The sequence below is a fragment of the Pseudomonas sp. RIT409 genome (assembly GCF_003052515.2).
Lineage (GTDB): Bacteria > Pseudomonadota > Gammaproteobacteria > Pseudomonadales > Pseudomonadaceae > Aquipseudomonas.
In genome coordinates this window covers 111,100-135,100 of record NZ_QARE02000008.1, presented here as the reverse complement: position 1 = coordinate 135,100, position 24,001 = coordinate 111,100, and the positions used below count along the sequence as shown (strand labels likewise).

16 protein-coding genes are annotated in these 24,001 nt (G+C 59.3%); 12 read left to right on the top strand and 4 right to left on the bottom strand.

Annotated elements, in window-relative coordinates; genetic code table 11:
* Positions 1-388: 388 nt before the first annotated feature.
* From DBP26_RS12525 to DBP26_RS26950, 6 genes are all read left to right on the top strand, one after another.
* A complete protein-coding gene (locus DBP26_RS12525) occupies positions 389-5,245 on the top strand; it encodes an NAD-glutamate dehydrogenase (RefSeq protein ID WP_108238203.1) in 4,857 nt (1,618 codons plus the stop codon).
* Positions 5,246-5,503: 258 nt separating this feature from the next.
* Positions 5,504-9,775 carry an RHS repeat-associated core domain-containing protein gene (locus DBP26_RS12520; protein WP_108238204.1) on the top strand — a complete coding sequence of 1,424 codons (4,272 nt, stop codon included), beginning with the start codon at positions 5,504-5,506 and terminating at the stop codon, positions 9,773-9,775.
* 6 nt (positions 9,776-9,781) lie between these two features.
* The gene (locus tag DBP26_RS12515; RefSeq protein WP_108238205.1) at positions 9,782-10,105 is read left to right on the top strand and encodes a hypothetical protein; all 324 of its coding nucleotides are present in this window, start codon (positions 9,782-9,784) and stop codon (positions 10,103-10,105) included.
* Positions 10,106-10,303: 198 nt separating this feature from the next.
* Entirely contained in the window at positions 10,304-10,627 is a 324-nt protein-coding gene (locus DBP26_RS12510; RefSeq protein WP_108238206.1) for a hypothetical protein, read from the top strand.
* A gap of 310 nt (positions 10,628-10,937) precedes the next feature.
* The gene (locus DBP26_RS12505) at positions 10,938-11,429 is read left to right on the top strand and encodes a hypothetical protein (protein WP_108238207.1); all 492 of its coding nucleotides are present in this window, start codon (positions 10,938-10,940) and stop codon (positions 11,427-11,429) included.
* A 193-nt stretch (positions 11,430-11,622) separates the two neighbouring features.
* Entirely contained in the window at positions 11,623-11,772 is a 150-nt protein-coding gene (locus tag DBP26_RS26950; RefSeq protein ID WP_158541388.1) for a hypothetical protein, read from the top strand.
* Positions 11,773-12,452: 680 nt separating this feature from the next.
* On the opposite strand, the gene acnB is transcribed toward DBP26_RS26950, so the two are convergent.
* Positions 12,453-15,053: a bifunctional aconitate hydratase 2/2-methylisocitrate dehydratase gene (acnB, locus tag DBP26_RS12500; protein ID WP_108238208.1), complete on the bottom strand. Its 2,601-nt coding sequence runs from the start codon at positions 15,051-15,053 to the stop codon at positions 12,453-12,455.
* Between the two features lie 394 nt (positions 15,054-15,447).
* Here acnB and DBP26_RS12495 point away from each other — a divergent pair, with 394 nt between their 5' ends.
* Together DBP26_RS12495 and miaE are read left to right on the top strand one after the other, a co-directional pair.
* Positions 15,448-15,915, top strand: coding sequence for a DUF1289 domain-containing protein (locus tag DBP26_RS12495; protein ID WP_108238209.1), 468 nt, complete (start codon positions 15,448-15,450; stop codon positions 15,913-15,915).
* Between the two features lie 107 nt (positions 15,916-16,022).
* Positions 16,023-16,628: a tRNA isopentenyl-2-thiomethyl-A-37 hydroxylase MiaE gene (gene miaE, locus DBP26_RS12490; RefSeq protein WP_108238304.1), complete on the top strand. Its 606-nt coding sequence runs from the start codon at positions 16,023-16,025 to the stop codon at positions 16,626-16,628.
* A gap of 45 nt (positions 16,629-16,673) precedes the next feature.
* On the opposite strand, the gene DBP26_RS12485 is transcribed toward miaE, so the two are convergent.
* Entirely contained in the window at positions 16,674-17,345 is a 672-nt protein-coding gene (locus DBP26_RS12485) for a class I SAM-dependent methyltransferase (RefSeq protein WP_108238210.1), read from the bottom strand.
* 264 nt (positions 17,346-17,609) lie between these two features.
* Here DBP26_RS12485 and DBP26_RS12480 point away from each other — a divergent pair, with 264 nt between their 5' ends.
* From DBP26_RS12480 to DBP26_RS12465, 4 genes are all read left to right on the top strand, one after another.
* On the top strand, positions 17,610-18,083 hold the full coding sequence (locus DBP26_RS12480) for a MarR family transcriptional regulator (protein WP_108238211.1): 474 nt from the start codon (positions 17,610-17,612) through the stop codon (positions 18,081-18,083).
* A complete protein-coding gene (locus DBP26_RS12475) occupies positions 18,080-19,600 on the top strand; it encodes an efflux transporter outer membrane subunit (protein WP_108238212.1) in 1,521 nt (506 codons plus the stop codon). The genes DBP26_RS12480 and DBP26_RS12475 overlap by 4 nt, the downstream gene beginning before the upstream one ends.
* Before the next feature lie 10 nt (positions 19,601-19,610).
* Positions 19,611-20,879, top strand: a complete 1,269-nt coding sequence (locus DBP26_RS12470; RefSeq protein WP_108238213.1) for an HlyD family efflux transporter periplasmic adaptor subunit — start codon at positions 19,611-19,613, stop codon at positions 20,877-20,879.
* A 67-nt stretch (positions 20,880-20,946) separates the two neighbouring features.
* Entirely contained in the window at positions 20,947-22,497 is a 1,551-nt protein-coding gene (locus DBP26_RS12465) for a DHA2 family efflux MFS transporter permease subunit (protein ID WP_108238214.1), read from the top strand.
* A gap of 133 nt (positions 22,498-22,630) precedes the next feature.
* Here DBP26_RS12465 and lpxH read toward each other — a convergent pair whose 3' ends face one another.
* Both lpxH and DBP26_RS12455 read right to left on the bottom strand, forming a co-directional pair.
* On the bottom strand, positions 22,631-23,395 hold the full coding sequence (gene lpxH / locus DBP26_RS12460) for a UDP-2,3-diacylglucosamine diphosphatase (protein ID WP_108238215.1): 765 nt from the start codon (positions 23,393-23,395) through the stop codon (positions 22,631-22,633).
* Positions 23,392-23,895 (bottom strand): peptidylprolyl isomerase, encoded by a 504-nt coding sequence (locus DBP26_RS12455; protein WP_108238216.1) that lies wholly within the window; start codon positions 23,893-23,895, stop codon positions 23,392-23,394. Before DBP26_RS12455 ends, lpxH begins: the two co-directional genes overlap by 4 nt.
* Positions 23,896-24,001 lie beyond the last annotated feature (106 nt).

Here is a 24,001-nt window from a genome sequence, read left to right as displayed (position 1 = left end):
ATTTTGCCAGTCCTCGATGGATTTAGCTCGCGGCCTCTCACTATTCCTGTTCGGCATGGGCCATGCCGTTTCGCAAGGCGATGTCCGAATATGTCGCAGCCCCGCAAGCAGCGGCGGGGTTGCTCTGGGTAAGCTTCATCGTAGATGAACGAACCTGCGCTGCTGTCCCTCCGGGCGCACGCCCCGTTCGTCATTGGCTCCAAGGATGTGACGACGCACACACGACGAGCGTTAGTACCTATGCACGGGGGCGTGTCGGCCGCCTTGTCACGATCTGCCAACTATCATCGAACAGGGCTCACGCAACAGATACCCTTCGACCCATGCATGCACGACCCGAAACACGCATCTCTCCTATATAAAAGCCAAGCCAAGCGGAGTACCACAGATGGCGTTCTTCACCGCAGCCAGCAAGCCCGACTTTCAGCATCAACTGCGAGCGGCACTGGCCCAGCACATCAGCGAACAGGCACTGCCACAAGTGGCGCTGTTCGCCGATCAATTCTTCGGCATCATTTCGCTGGACGAACTGACCCAGCGCAGGCTTTCGGACCTTGCCGGCTGCACCCTGTCAGCCTGGCGGCTGCTCCAGCATTTCGAACACAACGCCCCGCAAGTGCGCGTCTACAACCCTGATTACGAGCGTCACGGCTGGCAATCCACCCATACCGCCGTCGAGGTGCTGCACCATGACTTGCCGTTTCTGGTGGACTCGGTCCGTACCGAGCTGAACCGTCGGGGCTACAGCATTCATACGCTGCAAACCACGGTGCTGAGCGTTCGTCGCGACGAAAAGGGCAATCTGGTCGACCTGTTGCCAAAAGGCGCAACTGGCGAAGGCGTTTTGCAAGAGTCGCTGATGTACCTGGAAATCGACCGCACCGCCAACCCATCTGAGCTCAATGTACTGGCCCGCGAGCTGGAGCAGGTGCTGCGCGAGGTCCGTGTTGCGGTGGAAGATTTCGAGCCGATGAAAGCCAAACTCCGTGAGTTGCTGGCCGGCATCGACGCCACCGAATATGCCGTGGATGCGGATGAGAAGTCCGAAGTGAAGGTTTTTCTGGAGTGGCTGGCGGACAACCACTTCACGTTCCTGGGCTACGAAGAATTCACAGTCGAAGGCGGCAGTGAAGGCGGGCAACTGACCTATGACCCGGCGTCCTTTCTCGGGCTGACCAAGCTGCTGCGCGCGGGCCTTACCCAAGACGACCTGCACATCGAAGGCTACGCGGTGAACTACCTGCACGAGCCGACGCTGCTGTCGTTCGCCAAGGCTGCCGCGCCGAGCCGCGTGCACCGCCCGGCCTATCCGGATTACGTGTCGATCCGCCAGATCGACGCCAGCGGCAAGGTCATCAAGGAGTGCCGTTTCATGGGCCTTTACACCTCTTCGGTGTACGGCGAGAGCGTGCGCAATATTCCGTACATTCGCCACAAGGTCGCCGAAGTCGAGCGTCGGTCCGGTTTTGACGCCAAGGCGCATTTGGGCAAGGAACTGGCGCAAGTGGTCGAAGTGCTGCCGCGCGACGATCTGTTCCAGACGCCTGTGGATGAACTGTTCAGCACCGTCATGTCCATCGTGCAGATCCAGGAACGCAACAAGATTCGCGTGTTCCTGCGCAAAGATCCTTACGGCCGTTTCTGCTACTGCCTGGCCTACGTGCCGCGGGATGTCTATTCGACCGAAACCCGCCAGAAGATCCAGCAGGTTTTGATGGAGCGCCTGAAGGCGAGCGACTGCGAATTCTGGACGTTCTTCTCCGAGTCGGTACTGGCACGCGTCCAGCTGATCCTGCGGGTGGACCCAAAAGTCACCCTCGACATCGATCCGCAACAGTTGGAAAGCGAAGTCATCCAGGCCTGCCGCTCGTGGAAGGACGACTACGCCAGCCTGATCGTCGAAAGCTTCGGCGAAGCGCAGGGCACCAACGTGCTGGCCGACTTCCCCAAAGGCTTCCCGGCCGGCTATCGCGAGCGCTTTGCAGCGCATTCGGCAGTGGTCGACATGCAACATCTGCTGAACCTGACCGATGCCAAACCGCTGGTGATGAGCTTCTACCAGCCCCTGTCAGGCGACAAGGCGCAGTTGCATTGCAAGCTGTACCACGCCGACACCCCGCTGGCGCTGTCTGACGTATTGCCTATCCTGGAAAACCTCGGCTTGCGTGTGTTGGGGGAATTCCCGTACCGCCTGCGCCATACCAGTGGCCGCGAATTCTGGATTCACGACTTCGCCTTCACCTATGCCGAAGGTCTGAATCTGGACCTGCAACAGTTGAACGACACGCTGCAGGACGCGTTCGTGCATATCGTACGGGGCGATGCAGAGAACGATGCGTTCAACCGGCTGGTCCTGACTGCAGGCCTTCCTTGGCGCGATGTGGCGCTGCTGCGTGCCTACGCGCGGTATCTGAAGCAGATCCGCCTGGGCTTCGACCTCGGCTACATCGCCAGCACGCTGAACAACCATGCCGACATCGCCCGCGAACTGACGCGCCTGTTCAAGACCCGTTTCTATTTGGCGCGCAAGCTGTCCGGCAACGACCTGGACGACATGCAGCAGCGTCTGGAGCAGGCGATCCTCTCGGCACTGGACGACGTTCAGGTGCTCAACGAAGACCGCATCCTGCGCCGCTACCTGGACCTGATCAAGGCCACCCTGCGCACCAACTTCTATCAGACCGACGCCAACGGCCAGAGCAAGGGCTATTTCAGCTTCAAGTTCAATCCCCGTCTGATCCCCGAACTGCCCAAGCCGGTGCCCAAATTCGAAATCTTCGTGTACTCGCCACGGGTCGAAGGCGTTCACTTGCGCTTCGGCAACGTGGCCCGCGGCGGGCTGCGCTGGTCCGACCGCGAAGAAGACTTCCGTACCGAAGTGCTCGGCCTGGTCAAGGCCCAGCAGGTCAAGAACTCGGTCATCGTGCCTGTCGGTGCCAAGGGCGGTTTCCTGCCGCGCCGTCTGCCGACCACCGGAACCCGCGATGAAATCCAGGCCGAAGCGATCGCCTGCTACCGCATCTTCATCTCCGGCTTGCTGGACATCACCGACAACCTGAAAGAGGGGGTGCTGATACCACCGGCCAACGTGGTGCGTCATGACGACGATGACCCGTACCTCGTCGTGGCTGCGGACAAAGGCACCGCGACCTTCTCCGACATCGCCAACGGCATCGCCATCGACTATGGCTTCTGGCTGGGGGATGCGTTCGCCTCTGGCGGCTCGGCGGGGTATGACCACAAGAAGATGGGGATCACCGCCAAGGGCGCGTGGGTTGGCGTGCAACGTCATTTCCGTGAGCGCGGGATCAACGTCCAGCAGGACAGCATCAGCGTGATCGGCGTGGGCGATATGGCCGGTGACGTGTTTGGTAACGGTTTGCTCATGTCGGACACGTTGCAACTGGTGGCGGCGTTCAACCACCTGCACATCTTCATCGACCCGAATCCGGATCCGGCCACCAGCTTTGCCGAGCGCAAGCGTCTGTTCGACCTGCCGCGTTCGGCCTGGACCGACTACGACACCCGTATCATGTCCGAAGGGGGCGGCATTTTCCCGCGCAGCGCGAAGAGCATCGCCATCACCCCGCAGATGAAAGCGCGCTTCGACATCACCGCTGACAAGCTGACCCCGACCGAACTGATGCATGCCCTGCTCAAGGCGCCGGTCGATCTGTTGTGGAACGGCGGCATCGGCACCTACGTCAAGGCCAGTTCGGAAAGCCACGCCGACGTGGGCGACAAGGCCAACGACGCCCTGCGCGTCAACGGGAACGAACTGCGCTGCAAGGTCGTGGGGGAGGGCGGTAACCTGGGCATGACTCAACTGGGCCGCGTCGAATTCGGCCTGCTGGGCGGAGCGACCAACACCGACTTCATCGACAACGCCGGTGGGGTCGACTGCTCCGACCACGAAGTGAACATCAAGATCCTGCTCAATGAAGTGGTGCAGGCCGGTGACATGACCGAGAAACAGCGCAACCTGTTGCTCGAGAGCATGACCGACGACGTCGGCAACCTGGTGCTGGGCAACAACTACAAGCAGACTCAGGCCCTTTCGCTGGCGGCGCGTCGCACTTACGAACGCATTTCCGAATACAAGCGCCTGATGAACGACCTGGAGTCCCGTGGCAAGCTGGACCGCGCTATTGAGTTCCTGCCTTCCGAAGAGGAACTGGCCGAGCGCATCAGCGAGCAGAAAGGCCTGACCCGTGCGGAGCTGTCGGTGTTGATCTCCTACAGCAAGATCGACCTCAAGGAAGCGCTGCTGGAGTCCCGTGTGCCGGATGACGACTATCTGGCCCGCGACATGGACACCGCTTTCCCACCGTCGCTGGCATCGAAGTTTGCCGATTCCATGCGCCGTCACCGCCTCAAGCGCGAAATCGTCAGCACCCAGATCGCCAACGACCTGGTGAACCACATGGGCATCACCTTCGTGCAGCGGCTCAAGGAGTCGACCGGCATGAGCGCCGCCAACGTGGCCGGTGCGTACGTCATCGTGCGTGACATCTTCCACCTGCCACACTGGTTCCGGCAGATCGAGGCGCTGGACTACAAGGTACCGGCTGAAATCCAGTTGGCGCTGATGGACGAACTGATGCGTCTGGGGCGTCGTGCCACCCGCTGGTTCCTGCGCAGCCGTCGCAACGAACTGGACGCGGCACGTGACGTGGCTCACTTCGGTCCGCACCTGGCCGCGCTGGGCCTGAAACTGGACGAGCTGCTGGAGGGGCCGCCGCGTGAAGCCTGGCAAGCGCGCTATCAGGAGTACGTCGCGGCTGGCGTACCTGAGCTGCTGGCGCGTATGGTCGCGGGCACCGCGCACTTGTACACCTTGCTGCCGATCATCGAAGCTTCGGACGTCACCGGCCAGAATGCAGCTGACGTGGCCAAGGTGTACTTCGCGGTGGGCAGTTCGCTGGACGTGACCTGGTACCTGCAGCAGATCAGCGCCTTGCCAGTGGAAAACAACTGGCAGGCCCTGGCTCGCGAAGCGTTCCGCGACGACATCGACTGGCAGCAACGGGCGATTACGGTGTCGGTGCTGCAAATGGCCAACGGTCCGGAGGACGTGGAAGAGCGGCTGAACCTGTGGCTGGAACAGCACCTGCCGATGGTCGAGCGCTGGCGCGCCATGCTGGTCGAGCTGCGTGCTGCGAGCGGTCATGACTACGCCATGTACGCCGTGGCCAACCGTGAGTTGCTGGACCTGGCCATGAGTGGGCAGGTGGCGGTGGTTTAGACGCGTTAGCTTCGAGTCTTAAGCGGCAGTCTGCAAGAAACAGCCCTGCATCGAGAGATGCGGGGCTTTTTTGTTGGCTTGGGATTTTTACTCTGATGCCCTAGCGTCGTACATATCCGACTCCCGAGTAAGAGCCCAAGACAAGCGCCTGTAGTCCCTTTCTGAAAGAATCGTAGCCCCTCGTTTTTGTGTTTCAGCGCCCGGACAGTCGCACTGTAAACCCCTAGATTCCGCGCTTTTCTCAGCGCGGATCACGGAATGTCTGACGCCCTTTGGGCTGCCCGCCAAGGCGATGCCCTCGCTCACAGTTCGATCGCCGCCGACCTTTTCGGCGGTGCATTGCAAGTCATCGCCACGGTTGGCGCATCGGTTCTGGTGACCACCGCGATTGTCGCGGCGGCCGGGGTCACGGTCGCCACCGGTGGTCTGGGCGCCTGCGTGTTGGGCGCTGTCGTCGGCGCTGCGGTGACGGTCGGTATGGATCTCACCGGCGCCAATGACGCCTTGAGCACGTTTTGCGAAGGGGTGGCCAACGATCTCTTTCCGCCCACGGTATGCGCGCACATCACCAGCGGCTCACCCGACGTGTTCATCAACGGTTTACCCGCTGCACGTGCGGCTGGGTCGATCTCTGAAGCATCGGTCGAGCTGCCGGAAGATGAAGCGCCAGAGGGCACCTTTCTCGACATCGCCAAGGGTTTCTTTTCGGAACTGTGGCGCCCGACTGTCGCCACCCCGCAGCCCGGTGCTGTGCCGCAATCGCTGGACTGGATCGCCTGCGACAAACACCCCGGCCTGCCCGGGCAGTACCTGGCTGAAGGCTCGGATTCGGTATTCATCAATGGCCAGCCCGCCGTGCGCAGCGGGGACCGCAGCACCTGCGACGCGGTGGTGGTGTCTTCCGGGCAGATTTCCCCCAATGTGCGCATCGGCGGCGGCAAGGCGGTTGTCCGAACCATCCGCAGCGGCAAGACGCCCGGTGTAGGGCTCGCGGTTTCAGCGCTGATGGCGCTGCGCGGCGGCCCGGCGAGATTTGTCAGCAATCTGCCGTGCCTGTTGGTGGGGGCGGCCAGTGGCGCTGCTGTCAGCGCTGCCGCCGGGGCGTTGGCTCGGGCAGTGACTGCCTCGCCGAATCCGGTGCACGCCGCCACCGGGGCCAAGGTCTTGGGCGGCAGTGAAGAGCTGGACTTCGTGCTGCCGGGCGTGTTGCCGATCGAGTGGCAGCGGTTTTACAGCAGCCGGGATGCGCGACGCGACGGACTGTTCGGCGCGGGCTGGAGCGTGGCATTTGAAGTGTCTGTCGAGGTCGAGGCCCTCACGGAAGGTGGCGAAGGGCTGATCTATATCGACGAACAGGCACGGCGCATCGACATGGGCACGCTGGCACTGGGGCGTGCAGTGTTCAGTGCGGGGGAGGGGCTGGCGGTCAAGCGGCATACCGACGGGCGGGTGCTGATCGAAAGCGAAGACGGCATCTACCGGCTGTTCGAGCCGAATCTGGTTGAGCCTTCACGCCTACGTTTGAGTCAGCTCGGTGACCGCAACGACAACCGAATTCATCTGGTCTACGACGCGGAAGGCCGTCTGGTTCGGCTGCACGACACCCTGGATGTCGTGCGTCTGACGCTGGTTTATTCGCGGCAATGGCCAGGCCGGGTCGAGCGTGTCGAACGGTCGTTCGATGACGACTCTTCAGAGGTGTTGGCCTCGTACGCTTACAGCGATCAAGGCGATCTGTGTGAGGTACGCGACGCGCTGGACAATGTGCAGCGGCGGTTCAGCTATGACGTTCATCGGCGCATGGTCGAGCACCGGTTACCCACCGGGTTGCGCTGTTTTTATGAATGGGCGCTGGTCGACGAGCGCGAGTGGCGCGTCGTGCATCACTGGACCGACGAAGGGGACGAATACCGCTTCGCCTATGACCTGGACGCAGGTTGCACGGTCATCGTCGACGGCCTGAATCGCCGCAGCGTTCGATGCTGGAACGCCCAGCATCAGATCACCGAGTACACCGACCCTCTTGACCGGACCTGGCATTTCTCGTGGAACGATGAGCGGCAGTTGCTCAGCGCCACTGACCCTCAGCAAGGCCGGTGGACCTTTGTCTACGACGACGCGGGCAACCTGACGTCGACCGAGGATCCCCTCGGGCGCATCGAATCCACTCACTGGCTGGAACATTGGTCGCTGCCCAAGGTGGACACCGACGCTGCAGGCCATCAGTGGCAATACCGCTATGACCGGCGGGGCAATCGCACCCATGAGGTGGATCCACTGGGGCAGGTTACCCGTTATCGCTTCGACGAACGGGGGCGGGTCATCGAGGTCATCGACGCCAAGGGTAAAAGCAAGACCCTGCGCTGGAATGAGTTCGGGCAACTGACCGATTATCTGGACTGCTCGGGCCACAAGACTGAATTTCGCTATGACCGGCGCGGGTTTCTGGACCGACGTACCGACGCCCTCGGCGAGCGCACGCAGTACATGCACGATGCGCTGGGTCGTTTGCAGCTGCGCGAATCGCCGGTCGGGCGCGTCGAGCGTTTCCTGCACGATGACAGCGGTTTGCTCGTCGGTTATGTCAATGCTGCGGGGGAGATCACCCGCTATGGCTACGACCGACGAGGACGGTTGCGGCAGCGTCAGGACCCCCACGAGCGCACGGTCGAGTACCGCTACGACGCCTATGGCCGACTCGAAACGCTGACCAACGAAAACGGAGAATGCTACCGGTTTGCCTGGGATGCAGCGGATCAACTGATCGCCCAGCAGGATCTCGACGGCAGCCAACGCCAGTATCAGTACGACGCGCTGGGCGACGTCGAATGTGCCACCCAACTGGCGGGTCTGGACGCCATCGTTCACCGCTTCGAGCGCGATGCCGTCGGACGCCTGATCGCAAAAGTGACTGACGATGGCCGCACGGCGTATGCCCACGACCTGCTCGATCAGTTGATTGACGTGACCTTCACCGACAACGAGGGTGAGCGACGCAGCGTTGGCTTCGCCTACGACGCACTCGGCCGCCTGGTCAGCGAAACGACCCCATCGGGCACCGTTCTTCATCGCTACGACGAACTTGGCAACCTGATCCAGACGCAAACCCCCGATGGGCGCTGGATCAACCGCTTGCTTTACGGCAGCGGCCACCTGCATCAACTGAACCTCGACGGCCAGGTAGTCTGCGATTTCGAACGGGATCGGCTGCACCGTGAGGTGCTGCGAACCCAGGGCAAGCTCCTCACTTGCAGCGCCTACGACCGCAGCGACCGCCTGCACTCACGCACCCGCCAGCACGAAAGCCGCCCTCGGCCTTTGCCCGCTGACAGCACAAAAACCTACGAATACGACCTGACCGACAACCTCCTGACCCGTGTCGAGCAGCAGCGTCATGGCGAGCATCGGACCCTGTTCGGCTACGACTCCAGCAGCCGGATAATGACCGCCCAAGACAGCGTCAGCCGGCTAGTGGAGCGATTTACCTACGACCCCGCCGCCAACCTGGTGGCCGGCGAATCCAGCAAGACGCGGGTCACCCAGAACCGACTGCTGACCTGGCAGGACAAGCACTACCGCTACGACAGCTTCGGACGCCTGAGCGAAAAACGCAGTATCCGGCGCGGGCTGCAACGCTTCGTCTACGACGCCGAAAGCCGCCTCATCGAAGTGCAAAATCCCGATCGCCACGTCGTGCGCATGACCTACGACCCGCTGGGCCGACGCATCGGCAAAACCCTGCACCACCCCGACGGCCGGATTCTCTGCGAAACGACCTTCCTCTGGGACGGCCTTCGCCTGCTGCACGAAGAGCAAAACGGACTGCCCACCCTGTACCTGTACGCGGACGAGAGCCACGAACCCCTGGCCCGCGTCGACGGCCGAGGCGAACACCAGACACTGCGCTACTACCACAACGACCTCAACGGCCTACCCGAACAACTCACCGAACCCGACGGCCACCTCGTCTGGCGCGCGCGTTACCAAGTCTGGGGCAACACCACTGAAGAAACCCGCGAACCCCACTTTCCCGAAAACCAGAACCTGCGCTTTCAGGGCCAATACCTTGATCGCGAGACCGGCCTGCACTACAACACCTTCAGGTACTACGACCCGGACATAGGCCGCTTCACCACCCCCGACCCGATTGGGCTGGCGGGCGGGCTGAACCTGTATCAGTACGCGCCGAATGCGATTGGGTGGGTGGATCCGTGGGGGTGGTGTAAGAAGGTCGTACGTGTGCGGCATTACACAAACAGAAAGGGAATAGATGGCATTAGAGAATCAGGAATAATCATCGCGAGAGATAACAATCGAGTTTATGTAGAGCCAGCCAAAAAAAAACCTTTGAGCGAAATAGAAGCCCAAGTGACACTTGGAATTACAAGAGGCAGGGGTAAGCACTTCGTAGAAACTGATGTGCTTGAAAGCGAATTGGAATGGATACCCAACCCTAGATATCACACTAAAGAGCTCACAATCAAAGGGAACGTAACTCTCAAAAACCCCACTTTCACGATAAGGAGATAAAATGGAATGAAAGTAGAAAATGAGATAATCAAACTCGAGGGCGCACAGCTCATTGATGCCCTGTGCGAAATAGAATACATAATGATCTCATTAAGGGAAATGGGTCGTTACTACTATCAAAACGTGCAATCCCCACCAACGGATGAAACACATCTTGAGTATGCGCTAGAGACGACTAGATTTATCGACGAAAACCTGATATTTGACAGGCTTAATAAGGTAAGAGCCATACTGTCCGCACCTTTCAACAGCGAGCTTGGAGATGATGATATGGATGACATAGAGAGAGCTATTGAAACTGTAAAGTTTTGGAGTAAGCCAGGCGATTGAATACGAATACGTCCAATACAATTTCCTACTTATAGCAAATCATGGGCCGAGGACTGGTAAGGACGTTTTGCACTAGTGAGATCACCATTAAATTGCGAACATCTTTCTCGCATCGACCGCCAAATATTCCGGCCTTTGAGCTGACCGTGAAAGGGGATGTGGTGTTGGATAACCCCGCTTTTGTCATTAGGACGTGATATGAAAAAGCAAAACGAAGTGGTGTCGTATAAAGGCGAGGTGGTAATTCAGGCGCTGTGTGAAATAGAGTATATTCTTATCTCGCTTGGCGATATGGGGAGTTATTATTATCTGCACCCAGATCGGCCGCCTACCCCGGAGACAGATCTTGAGTATGCGCTTGAGACTACGAGGTTTATAGATGAGAATGGTATATGTGATCGTTTGAATAAGGTTAGAAGCATACTCTGTGAACCTTTTGATCATGGGGTGGGTGATGATGATATGGATGACATTGAGCGTGTGGTGGATAAGCTGAAATTTTGGCGCAAGCCTGGTGATTAGTTTGGTAAGGCTAGTTGAGGTTTTATTTTCTGTTGTTTCGAGTTTTAAAAGGCACTCGTTGGCGGGGTGGATAATGAATTGTTTTGACGGGCTGTCTCTGATGATGCATTTTAAGTTGAAAATGACCTGGGAAAATTTTAAAGCTAAGATTGGTTATAGTTCAGATGCTAATGTGCTTCTCAAAGAGTCAAGGGGAGAAACTTCGACAGTGGCGCGATCGCTAGGTCAATGTTGGAAATGATCTCCCGCATTATAGGTGGAGAGATGGATCACAAAATGTGGGTCATGTTTTTTTCAAGGACTAGCCCGAATGGTGACGCCGTACCCAGGTCGCTTGCTTGACGACGAACAAGGCTTTCGAGTTTTGAAATGCTACATTTATAAATTTGTAAGGAACAGGATAGAGCGAAAACCTAGGTTCGATCTCGAGAAGAAATCGTTTACCGAAAAAAAATATTTTTGGTTTAACACGTGGCGGCCGTTATCAGGTTCGTATCACGAAGATAGCTATATTGAAAGCTTTGAAGCGGTTAAAAAAGAAAGCTTTATAGCCAAGGAGAGAAATGTATATCTCATGCCGCAGTACACACAAGAAAAAACGGCTAAAAAAAGGAAAAGCTATGTATACCAATGTTCAGGGTTGGACGTGGCGCACTATCTTTCTGTTATGACGCTGGAGGATTTGCAAAATATTACTATTTTTAGTAGCCGTTTCGATTGGGCGGTTGACTTGTACGAAGATACGCTGCCGGGGCATAAAGATGATATGGATGTACTGGTTTATGTTAAGCGCCCTGCATGAGTGTGGTGTTGAGTTTTAAAGAGGTGTGCGCCGGTTCTAGGCAGTGATGAGTCATAATTATGTTTAGATAGTTTCATTAAAATTAACCCTGCTTCGTAGAAAATCAAACTTGGATTTTTATGGCAAATACCTATCGCGCAACTGGACCGCAAAGGCAGAACGGTCCCCGGTACGTCGAAGGGCGCCTGGACCTGTGGCTGGACACCCTATCCCATTGGTCGAGCGATGGGGCGCGGTGCTAGTCAAAGGTTGCGCCGCACGTGGCCATGGCTACGCAATGCATGCGGTGGCCAACCCTGAGTGGCTGGACCTGGCCATGAGTGGGCGGACGGCGGTGGTCTGAGCGATCAGCTACGGGCTGTAAGCCGCAAGAAAGAACCCCGTGCCGAGAGATACGAGGCTGTTTTGTCGGTGTAGCTTGAGGCCGCTATGTGGATGCCCTTCGGGCCAATCGCGGGCAAGCGCGCTCCTACACCTATTTAAACGTATCGCATCTGAGAGGCCGCGTCTTAGCCTTGGCGAAAGCCGTGAACACTTTGTGTCAGTTATCAAGGCCACCGACACGGTCTATCAGTCCATGGCGCGGGCCAATCGCGGGCAAGCGCGCTCCTACACCTATTTAAACGTGCCGCATCTGAGAGGCCGCTTCTTAGCCTTGGCGAAAGTCGTGAACACTTTGTGTCAATTATCAAGGCCACCGACACGGTCTATCAGGCCATGGCGCTGGCCAATCGCGGGCAAGCGCGCTCCTACATTTGCTTGAACGTGCCACATATGAGAGGGCCGCGTCTTAGCCTTGGCGAAAGCCGCGAAGATGCTGTGCCAGGTATCAAAGCTACCGACTCGGTCTATCAGGCCATGGCACGTTGCAACAAATGTAGGAGCGCGCTTGCCCGCGATGTGCCCGAAGGGCACCCCTGTAGGGCCTTCGAGTGAACCCCACAACGCCCGATTTCGCCCCGCAACACAACAACCCCATAAAAAAACCCCGCCGAAGCGGGGTTCTTTCAGAGCATCAATACCTTACGCCTGAACCACCGGAATCTTGGCGTTAGCCGCCGATTCACGGAATTCGGCGATCTGGTCGAAGCTCAGGTAACGGTAGACATCGGCCGACATGCTGTCGATCTTGCCCGCGTATTCCATGTACTCCTCGACGGTCGGCAGGCGACCCAGGATCGAGGCCACGGACGCCAGTTCGGCCGAGGCCAGGTAGACGTTCGCGCCGTCGCCCAGACGGTTCGGGAAGTTACGGGTCGAGGTCGAGACCACCGTGGCGTTGGCGTTGACGCGTGCCTGGTTACCCATGCACAGCGAGCAGCCTGGCATTTCCATGCGCGCGCCGGCCTTGCCGTAGATGCCGTAGTAGCCTTCTTCGGTGAGTTGGTGAGCGTCCATTTTGGTCGGCGGCGAAAGCCACAGACGGGTTGGCAGCTGACCTTTGACCTGATCCAGCAACTTACCGGCAGCGCGGAAGTGACCGATGTTGGTCATGCACGAACCGATGAACACTTCGTCGATCTTCTCGCCAGCCACGCTGGACAGCAGGCGAGCGTCGTCCGGGTCGTTCGGCGCGCAGAGTACCGGCTCCTTGACATCGGCCAGGTCGATTTCGATGACTTCGGCGTATTCGGCGTCCTTGTCGGCTTCCAGCAGCTCAGGATTGGCAATCCAGGCTTCCATCGCCTTGGCGCGACGCTCCAGGGTGCGAGGATCGCCATAACCTTCCGCAATCATCCAGCGCAGCAGGGTGATGTTGGAGTTCAGGTACTCGGTGATCGACTCTTTCGACAACTTGATGGTGCAACCGGCGGCTGAACGTTCAGCCGAGGCGTCGGACAGCTCGAAGGCTTGTTCGACGGTCAGGCTTTCCAAGCCTTCGATTTCCAGGATGCGGCCAGAGAAGGCGTTTTTCTTGCCTTTCTTCTCGACGGTCAGCAGGCCTTTCTGGATCGCGTAGTAAGGAATGGCATGAACCAGGTCACGCAGGGTGACGCCGGGTTGCAGCTTGCCTTTGAAACGGACCAGGATCGATTCCGGCATGTCCAGCGGCATGACGCCGGTGGCCGCGGCGAACGCCACCAGGCCGGAACCGGCCGGGAAGGAAATGCCGATCGGGAAACGGGTGTGCGAGTCACCACCGGTACCGACGGTGTCCGGCAGCAGCATGCGGTTCAACCAGCTGTGGATGATGCCGTCGCCTGGACGCAGCGAGACGCCGCCGCGGGTCATGATGAAGTCGGGCAGGGTGTGGTGGGTCTTGACGTCGATCGGTTTTGGATACGCAGCGGTGTGGCAGAAAGACTGCATGACCAGATCGGCGGAGAAGCCCAGGCACGCCAGGTCTTTCAGTTCGTCACGGGTCATGGGACCGGTGGTGTCCTGAGAACCGACGGTGGTCATCTTGGGTTCGCAGTAGGTGCCCGGGCGGATGCCCTCGGTGCCACATGCCTTGCCGACCATTTTTTGCGCCAGGGTGTAACCCTTGGTGCTGGCTGCAGGTTCTTCAGGGAGCTTGAACAGGGTCGAAGGTGGCAGACCCAGTTCGGCGCGCGCCTTGCTGGTCAGGCCACGGCCCACGATCAGCGGGATACGGCCGCCCGCACGAACTTCATCCAGCAGGACTGGTGTTTTCAGTTCGAAGGTGGTGATGACTTCGTCGCTGTCGTGTTTGCACACTTTGCCCGCATACGGGTAAACGTCGATGACGTCGCCCATGTTGATGTTCGAGACATCGAATTCGATGGGCAGAGCGCCCGCGTCTTCCATGGTGTTGTAGAAGATCGGAGCGATCTTGCTGCCGAAGCAGAAACCACCGGCACGCTTGTTCGGCACGTAAGGGATGTCGTCACCGAAGAACCACAGCACCGAGTTGGTGGCGGATTTACGCGAAGAACCGGTACCGACCACATCGCCAACATAGGCGATCGGGAAGCCCTGGCCGCGCATTTCTTCGATTTGCTTCATCGGGCCGATGGAGCCTTGCACGTCAGGCACGATACCGTCGCGGGCCATTTTCAGCATGGCCAGTGCGTGCAGCGGGATGTCTGGACGGGACCAGGCATCTGGTGCGGGCGACAGGTCGTCGGTGTTGGTTTCGCCTGTGACTTTGAAGACGCGCAGGCTGATTTTCTCGGCCAGGGTCGGACGCTTCTGGAACCACTCGCCGTCTGCCCAGGATTGCAGCACGGCCTTGGCGTGTGCGTTGCCGTTCTTGGCCTTTTCAGCGACATCGTGGAAGGCGTCGAACATCAGCAGGGTGTGCTTCAGTTGCTCGGCGGCGACCGGCGCCAGTTCGGCGTCGTCCAGCAGCTCGACCATGGTCACGATGTTGTAGCCGCCCTGCATGGTGCCGAGCAGTTCTACGGCGCGTTTCTTGTCAAGCAGTGGGGAAGTGACTTCGCCCTTGGCCAGAGCGGAAAGGAACCCGGCCTTGACGTAGGCAGCTTCGTCAACTCCAGGAGGAACGCGGTTAGTGATCAGGTCAAGCAGGACAGCTTCTTCGCCAGCCGGTGGGTTTTTCAGCAGCTCGACCAGGCCTGCAGTTTGTTCGGCGTTAAGCGGCTGGGGCACGATACCCTGGGCGGCACGCTCTTCGATGTGTTTACGGTAGGCTTCAAGCACAGTATTACCCTCATCAGTGGTCCCAAATGGGTGTCCGGGACGCTCATCCAGAGAAAGTCCGCATCCGTGCCCGTAAAAGACTTCGTGAGTCTTTAGGCAGCACGCTGACGATCTCCAACAGAAGCTGTTTTCAAAGTTTTACGCCTGCATGAGCGATTCCGAGGAGGGGACGCAGGCGAACCTGCGTCGTAGAACCGTACTGCCGGGTTGACTTGACTGTGCTCGTGACGCTTTGAAAACAGCTTCCAACGGACATTGGCGCCTTAAAAGGCCCGGTGATTCTACGGCAAAAAAAGGCGGAAGGTAAGTTAGCCCCTACATCTTCAGGGGTGAACCCCGTTAGACAAAGGGCTAACATGCAGGCCTGTTTCGTCTGTGTCCGTGTGTCCGCGCCATGCCCAATCAAGTGATCAAGACGCCCTGCGTCGGCCTGTGTTCAACCGTCTACGGAGACCTCGTGTGCCGCGGCTGCAAGCGCTTCCACCACGAGGTGATTCACTGGAACGGCTACAACGAAGAGGAAAAGCGCGCGGTCTGGCTGCGTCTGGAACACCTGCTGGTGCAAGTCATGGCGGCGAAAGTCGAAGTGTTCGATCCGGCGCTGCTGCGCCAGCAACTGGAGCAACGCAAGATTCGTTTCGTGGCGCAGCAATCGGAATACTGCTGGGCCTATCAATTGATCGCGCGGGGAGCACGGGTCATCAACAACATCGAGGCGTACGGCATGGTGCTGTTGCCGGAGTTCCGCGACTGGGCGCTGCCCGAGCTGCGCGATGCCATCGACCGAGAGTTTTTCCTGTTGTCCGAGGCCCATTACGAACGCTATATCGCGCCGGGGTTTCTGAAAGACGCGATGGGCTGAGGCGCTAGCGCCCGAGCTGTCCCTGGCAGGTTTCATCGGCAAGGCTGGCTCTGCGGCCTGAGCGCCGTATAATGCTGCGCTTTGCCTATCAGCCAGTTGTGAATGCCATGCAGATGTATCCGGAAGTCAACGCTTTCCTGCTTTGCCCCACCCCCGCCCGTTGGGTCGAGGCCGCCCTGCAGAATCTGGATGTGCTGTTGATCGATCACGCCAACAATGAAAAGAAAGCCGCCGGTGCGGCGTTTCAGTTCATGTTCCAGTACAACGACAAATTCGATCTGCAGGCCAAGATGTCGCGGCTGGCCCGCGAAGAGCTGCGTCACTTCGAGCAAGTGATCAGCATCATCAAGAAGCGTGGCATCCCCATGGCCAACATCAGTTCGGCCCGCTACGCCGGGGCGCTGCGCAAGCGAGTGCGCAACCATAACCCGTACCGCTTGACCGATGCTCTGATCGTCGGCGCGATCGTGGAAGCCCGCTCCTGTGAGCGTTTCGCCGCGCTCGTGCCGCACCTGGATGACGATCTGGCGAAATTCTATGCAAGCCTGCTCAAGTCCGAGGCCCGTCACTTTCAGGATTACCTCAAACTCGCCTACCTCTATGGCGAGGAGGCCGACGTCGATGGGAAGATCGAAGAAATCCGCCTGGCCGAGCGTGAGCTGATCGAAAGCCCGGATCCGGATTTCCGCTTTCACAGTGGCGTCCCGGCCTGACAGCGCACGGCACTGTCAGGCCTGACGTCGCCAAGTGTCGCTGAATCAGCCCACGCGCTGAATCACATAGCTGCTTTCGAAGCCGCGCACGCAACCCAGTACGTGGAAGCCCTTGAAGTAGCCTGTAGCCCTTAGCAGGTCGACGGCAGGGCCCACCTCGGGTGAGTGCAGGTAATCGCCGTAATCGTCGAATACGATGAATCCGCCTGGCACCACGGCTGGGGAGTACAACAGGAAGTCCAGCAAAACGTTGCGTCCGGCGTGGCCGCCGTCGATGTGCAGCAACGCCACGCTGGGATTCAGGTGATAGAAGCGCTCGGCACACAGCTCCGAATAGCCTCGCAGGACTTGCGCATTGGGCAGCAGCGCGTCCTTGTAATGGCTGAACTCTTCGAACTGGTTGGGCAACTCGAACGGGTCGATGCCGATGACACGGCGTTCGCGGTTGCAGACTTCGTTCATCAATACCAGCGATTTACCTTTCCACACGCCGATTTCCACCACGTCCCCCGGAATGCCTTCAATCAAGAGCGCGAGATAACCCAATAAGCGGACGTGGTCGTGAAACGAGAGTTCGCGGCGCGGCATGGCGCGCTCTGGAGGCAGCGTGGCCTGGGCTTGCTCGAAGTGCGAGCCGATCAGATCCCAGACCTGCGCAATGCTGTCGTTCAACTCGGGGTTACTGATGAAATCGTTGAGGTCTTGAAGAGTAATCATCTGGCTCGACTGCTTGGGATGAGAATCAAGCATGCAGCATGGCACGCCAAGGGCCGCGGCGACGCGGTGGTCTGATCATAGGCGGCGGGTCTTGAAAGTGAAAGCAGGGGAAACCCTGATGACGCAGACGAATCCCAGCCACTCATCCGCCAAGGATGGCAATGAGGAACTACAGATCCTAAAAATTGTTTCATTGTGTGTTTGCTGCTTAGGCAGTAATATCCACCCATATTCACTGCCTAGGCAGATAATGGGTGACTATCGATGGCACATTTCACGCCTGAGAATTTTCAAAACAGTTTGCTCGGAATGCTGATCGGTCGCGCGGATCTGCTGAAAAACCGCATCCTCGACAAGCACCTCGAGCCCTACGACCTAACCGCTCAACAATTCAAAGTGCTGGTGATCATTGCGCTATACGACGCTGATACGCCGGCCGATCTTTGCCGTTCGTTGTGTCTGGACAGCGGTTCGATGACGCGCATGCTTGACCGTCTTGAGCAGAAAGACCTGTTGGCGCGCACTCGTTCTGAGTCGGACCGCCGTCAGGTCCGACTGGTGTTGACCGAGTCCGGGAAAGCGCTTTCCGACCTGTTGCCGCACATTGGCGCCAAGGCCATGAATGAAATGGTCGGCGTGCTGGAGGATGACGAACTCGCCACGCTGGAAAAGCTGCTGACCAAAGTGTTGGTCGCTGCTGCCGATCCCATCACGCTTGCGCGGATTGCAGCCCGATGAACAGTCCATTCAGGCAAGGCAAGGCCTTGCACAACGCTTCGAGCGTCGGCGGCCGGACCGCACTGAGCCTGGTGTTCGTGGCACTGGTATTGGCCGGTTGCGCCAACTCCAGAGGCCTCGACACGCAAGCGGTCGGTCTGGACGCCAATAGCCTGCAGGCCGGACAGAGCCTGACCGGCGTCGCCCTGTCACCAGCGGCGTGGCCAAAGCGGGATTGGTGGGCGAGTCTTGGCGATCCTCAGCTCAATGGCCTGATCACCGAGGCGCTGCGTGACAGTCCAGACATGCAGGTCGCGGCTGCGCGTACCCATCAAGCCAGTGCGGCTGCGTATGCGGCCGATGCCGATCGCATGCCGACGGTCGATGCCGATGCCAGCGTGACCCGCTCACGCTTGGCCAAGGATCAGGACCCCCTCGGCCAAGGTGACCGCTACAGCACCTTGCGCAGCCTGGGAGCCAGCTTCAATTACACCTTCGATCTGTGGGGCGGCCAGCGTGCGGCGTGGGAAGCTGCCTTGGGGCAGGCCAGGGCGTATGAAGTCGATCAACGGGCTGCGCAGTTGACGCTCGCGGCCGATGTGGCGAGGGCCTACAGCGATCTGGGGCATGCCTATATCGTGCGGGACCTGGCCGCCGATGACCTGAAACGTACCCGGCAATTGCTGGAACTTGGCGCTCGCAGGTTCAAGTCGGGCATAGACAGTGAGTACCAGTATCAACAGACGCAAAGCCTGGAAGCTGGCTCACGCGAGGCGTTGGCGGACGCTGACAAGCGGCTGCGCAGCGCGAAGATCGCCCTGGCGGTCTTGATGGGCAAAGGTCCGGACCGTGGGGAAGCGCTGGCGCGACCCAGCGTTCTCAAGCCTGCGGTGGTGGCGTTGCCTTCCGTGGTGCCTGCCCAATTGCTCGGTCGTCGGCCGGACCTGGTCGCGGCACGCTGGCGGGTCGAGGCGGCGAGCAAGAACATCGAGGCCAGCAAGACCAACTTCTACCCGAACCTGAACCTGAGTGCCTCGGCTGGCGTGGAATCGCTGCTGGGTGATGCGATGTTCGGTTCGGCCAGTCGCTTCTTCAACGTCGCACCAGCCATATCGCTGCCTATTTTTGACGGCGGCCGACGTCGCGCCGATCTGGATGCGCGGGATGCCGATTACGACCTCGCGGTCGCGCAGTACAACAAAAGCCTAGTGCGGGCCTTGGGCGATGTCAGCGACAACATTGGCCAGTTGCATTCGATCGAAGGTCAGATCGACGCTCGCCAGCAAGCGACCGACGTCATCCAGAAGTCCTACAACACCGTCGTGCAGCGCTATTCGTCAGGTATCGGCAATTACCTCGACGTGCTGACGGTGGAGCAGCAACTGCTGCAGTCGCAACGCCAACTGGCTGATCTCAACGCCGAACGCATCGATCTTTCGATTCAGTTGATGCAGGCCCTCGGGGGAGGCTTCGAAGAAAGCCAAACCGGCGAAAACGCCGCCCCGGCCGTTCCGTCAACTGCCTCGCTGACTCATTAAGGTATTCGTCATGGCCACTGCCACTTCAGAAAACACTGCTGCAAACGAATCCAAGGACGGCAACGAACAGAAGCCGTCGCAGGATCAGAAGGACCAGAAAGGCGCGCCTGGCCAACCTCAGAAGAACCCGCGCAAGCGCAAGTTGCTGATGATCGGGCTGGCGATTCTCGTCATCGTCGCTGGCCTCGGTGTGTGGGGCTGGTACGAGGTCTACGGCCAGTGGTACGAGAGCACCGATGACGCCTACGTCAACGGCAACGTGGTGGAGATCACGCCACAGGTGACCGGCACGGTGGTGAGCATTGGCGCCGATGATGGCGATCTGGTCCGTGAAGGCCAGACGCTGGTGCAATTCGATCCGAACGACGCCGAAGTCGCGCTGCAAAGCGCCGAAGCCAATCTGGGCAAGGTAGTGCGCCAGGTCCGCGGTCTGTACAGCAGCGTGGACGGCATCAAAGCGCAACTGGCCGCTCAGCGCGCCGAAGTGCAAAAGGCCCAGGACAACTACAACCGTCGGCGCAATCTGGCGGCGGGCGGGGCGATTTCCCAGGAAGAGCTGTCCCACGCCAAGGATGACCTGACCAGCGCTCAGAATGCCCTGGCCAACATCCAGCAGCAGTTGGCGACCAGCACGGCGCTGATCGACGACACGCAGGTCTCGTCGCACCCTGACGTGAAGGCCGCAGCGGCGCAATTGCGTCAGGCTTACCTGAACAGTGCGCGCAGCACGCTGATCGCGCCGGTCACCGGTTACGTCGCCAAACGCACGGTGCAGTTGGGGCAGCGCGTCCAGCCGGGCACCGCGTTGATGGCCGTGATCCCGCTGGATCAACTGTGGATCGATGCCAACTTCAAGGAAACCCAGTTAGGCAAGATGCGCATCGGCCAGCCAGTAGACATCGAAGCTGACCTGTACGGCAGCGACGTGAAATACAGCGGCACCGTAGACAGCGTCGGGGCCGGTACTGGCAGCGCATTCGCCTTGTTGCCCGCACAGAACGCGACCGGCAACTGGATCAAGATCGTGCAGCGGGTGCCCGTGCGGATTCACATCAACCCGGACGAACTGGCGAACCATCCGCTGCGCATCGGCCTGTCGACCGTGGTCGACGTGAACCTGCATGACCAGAGCGGCCCTGTGCTGGCGCAGCAGCCACCCAAGCAGGCGTCGTTCACTACCGACGTTTACGTCAAGCAATTGGCTGACGCGGACACGTTGATCGCCCGCCTTATCCACGAAAACAGCGCTTCCGCTCCGGGCAAGACAGCCCAGCGCTGATTCGTCAGTTTCCACGATAAGCCCCGACCGCTGGCCGGGGCGTTCTCCGAGTGTCAAAGGATTCGCGATGAGTAGCAGCAACAGCAGTGGAAACAATGCTCCCGCTTCTTTTACGCCGCCCAGCCTGTTGTTGACCACCATCGGCCTGTCGCTGGCGACCTTCATGCAGGTGCTCGACACCACGATCGCCAACGTCGCGTTGCCCACCATTTCGGGCAACCTTGGGGTCAGCTCCGAACAGGGTACGTGGGTCATCACTTCATTTGCGGTCAGTAACGCCATTGCGTTGCCGCTGACCGGCTGGCTGAGCCGCCGGTTCGGCGAAGTGAAACTGTTCATCTGGGCCACGTTGCTGTTCGTGATGGCCTCGTTTCTCTGCGGTATCTCTACCTCGATGCCGGAACTCGTCGGCTTTCGGGTGGTGCAGGGCGTGGTCGCAGGCCCGTTGTATCCGATGACCCAGACACTGCTGATTGCCGTCTACCCGCCGGCGAAACGCGGGATGGCGCTGGCGCTGCTGGCCATGGTCACGGTGGTGGCGCCGATTGCCGGACCGATCCTCGGCGGTTGGATCACCGACAGTTACACGTGGCCGTGGATTTTCTTCATCAACGTGCCGATCGGCCTGTTCGCCGCGTTCGTGGTGCGCACCCAGATGGCAGCGCGCCCGGTGACCACCAGCCGCCAGCCTATGGATTATGTGGGGTTGATCACCCTGATCATCGGCGTTGGGGCGTTGCAGATCGTGCTCGACAAGGGGAATGACCTGGACTGGTTCTCGTCGAATTTCATCATCATTGGCACGGTGATTTCGGTCATTGGACTGGCCGCGTTCGTGATCTGGGAGATGACCGACGAGCATCCTGTGGTCAATCTGCGGCTGTTCAGCTTTCGCAATTTCCGAGTTGGCACGATTTGCCTGGTGATGGGGTATGCCGGGTTCTTCGGTATCAACCTGATCCTGCCGCAATGGCTGCAGACACAGATGGGCTATACGCCGACCTATGCGGGCCTGGCGGTGGCGCCGATCGGCATCCTGCCGGTGATTCTTTCGCCTTTCGTCGGCAAATACGCGCCCAAATTCGACCTGCGCATGCTGGCCGGCCTCGCATTCCTGGGCATCGGCATGAGCTGTTTCATGCGCTCGAATTTCACCAGCGAGGTGGATTTCCAACACATTGCGCTGGTGCAGCTGTTCATGGGGGCAGGGATCGCGCTGTTTTTCATGCCCACACTGAGCATCCTGTTGTCCGACCTGCCGCCGTCGCAGATCGCCGACGGTTCGGGGTTGGCGACGTTTCTGCGTAATCTGGGCGGCAGCTTCGCGGCGTCACTCACGACCTGGATCTGGATTCGTCGCGCCGAAATGCACCATGCGTACCTCAGCGAGCACGTCAACAACTACGAACCGACCACGCGGCAGGCCTTGGAAACCCTCGGCGGGGCGAGCAATCAGGCGTATGCCCAACTCGACGGCATGGTCACCAGCCAGGCGTACATGATGTCGACGGTCGATTATTTTTACATGATGGGCTGGTTGTTCATGGCACTGATTCTGGTGATCTGGCTGGCCAAGCCGCCATTCGTGGCCAAGGCCGGGCCTGGGGCGGGGCATTGATCGCCGTTGGCTTAAGATTGTTGATGATTGTTCCCACGCTCCGCGTGGGAACACCGCCCAGGACGCTCCGCGTCCGCCTTCGATGTGACGCGGAGCGTCACGAGGTGCATTCCCACGCGGAGCGTGGGAACGATCAAGGCGTCTGAGGGCTGTGCGGCAACGCCAATGGCTGCTCCGGCACAAACCCGAAAGAGGTCAGTTGAAAGCCCTGCTCATCGACCTGCAAGGCCCAGCCTTCGCGGTCCCAATCTCCCAGCACGATGCGCTGCGCCGTGTCATTGCCGATCTGCAGTTTGTGGATGGCGGGACGGTGGGTGTGACCATGGATCAAGGTCTTTACCCCATGTGTCGCCATGACCCGCGGCACTTCGTCCGGGGTGACATCGACAATATCATTGGCTTTCATGCGCGTCTGAGCGCGGCTTTCGCTGCGCAGTTTGCGCGCCAGCTTGTGCCGGGTGCTTAGCGGAAGGTGACGCAATATCCACAATGTCAGCGGATTGCGCAGGTAGCGGCGCAGGCGCATGTAGCCTTCATCACGGGTGCACAGGCTATCGCCGTGCATCAATAACACCGGTTCGCCGTTGAAGTGCACCACGCTCGGGTCGCGCAGCAGTGTGCAACCTGCCGCTTTGCAAAACGCCTTGCCAATCAGGAAATCGCGGTTGCCGTGCATCAGGAAGACCTGCGTGCCGCTGTCGCTCAGGGCACGCAGCGCTTCGCAGATCGAGCGCTGGAAGGGCGACATGGCGTCGTCGCCAATCCAGACTTCGAAGAAGTCGCCGAGAATGTACAGCGACTCGGCACCGTGGGCGCGGTCGCTGAGCAGATCCAGAAACGCCCGGGTGATGTCCGGGCGTCCTTCTTCCAGATGCAGATCGGAGATCAGCAGTATCACTCAATGATCTCGGCTTTCTCGATGATCACGTCTTCTTGTGGTACGTCCTGATGGCCCGCTTTGGAGGTGGTGGCCACGCCCTTGATCTTGTCGACGGTGTCCGAACCTTCGATCACTTCACCGAATACGGCATAGCCCCAGCCCTGGACGGTCTTGGCGCTGTGGTTCAGGAAGCTGTTGTCTGCGACGTTGATGAAGAATTGCGCCGAGGCCGAATGCGGTTCCATGGTACGGGCCATGGCGATCGAGTACTTCTTATTCGGCAGGCCGTTGTCGGCTTCGTTCTGGATGCTTGGACGCTTGTCTTTCTTTTCCTTCATGCCGGGTTCGAAACCGCCGCCCTGGATCATGAAGTTGCCGATGACGCGGTGGAATACGGTGTTGCTGTAGTGACCAGCGTTTACGTATTCGATGAAGTTGGCGACAGTGATCGGCGCTTTTTCAGCGTTCAGTTGCAGGACGATGTCACCGTGGTTGGTGGTCAGCTTTACTTTGGACATGTGCTCAGTCGCTCTTTTGGAATGCGTGGTTGGACGTGTCGATCGCGGATTGCAACGCTGCTTCGAGGCTGCAAGTGTCGCGGATTTCACCCAGACGCGCAGTTTA